General features: G+C 51.8%; 1 pseudogene. It reads left to right on the forward strand.

Features of this window, described 5'->3' with window-relative positions:
* Positions 1-573, forward strand: a pseudogene (locus tag ACO0LM_RS28680) (IS5 family transposase); the annotation flags it as partial.

The following is a 573-nucleotide window of genomic DNA, read 5'->3' on the forward strand; positions in this document are numbered from 1 at the left end:
CCCAAAAGTACGGTGTACACGTACTTCAAGCAATGGAAAGAGAAGCCGTTGGGAAGTGAGTTAAGCCTGCTGGAGCAGGCATTAAAAAAATCAGGTTGGCGCGGCCCGTATCAAACATGGTCGGAGCGAATGCAGCACCTTTTTGATCGTTGATGCCCAGAGCGTCAAAAACACGGATACGGCACAGCACAAAGGCTATGATGCGGGGAAGAAGATATCAGGCATTAAACGCCATATTGCCGTTGATACAGAAGGACTCCCCCATGCTATTGCGGTGACGACAGCCGACATCACGGATAGAAAGGGAGCACTGGAAGCGTTTGAGCAGCACAAGCATTCCTTGGGCAAGGTTGCCAGCGTGCTCGTCGATGGCGGTTATACGGGGCGCCCTTTTGCTGAGGGGGTACATCAAATTCTGGGGGCGTCCGTACAAGTTGCCAAGCGTAATGAACTCCACACCTTTAGTGTCATGCCCCAGCGGTGGGTGGTGGAACGCTCTTTTGCCTGGCTTGAGAAATGCCATCGCCTTTGGAAAAACTGTGAGCGACAATTGAATACCAGCTTGCAATTCGT

Source organism: Undibacterium sp. Di26W (genome assembly GCF_049340265.1).
Classification (GTDB): domain Bacteria; phylum Pseudomonadota; class Gammaproteobacteria; order Burkholderiales; family Burkholderiaceae_D; genus Undibacterium.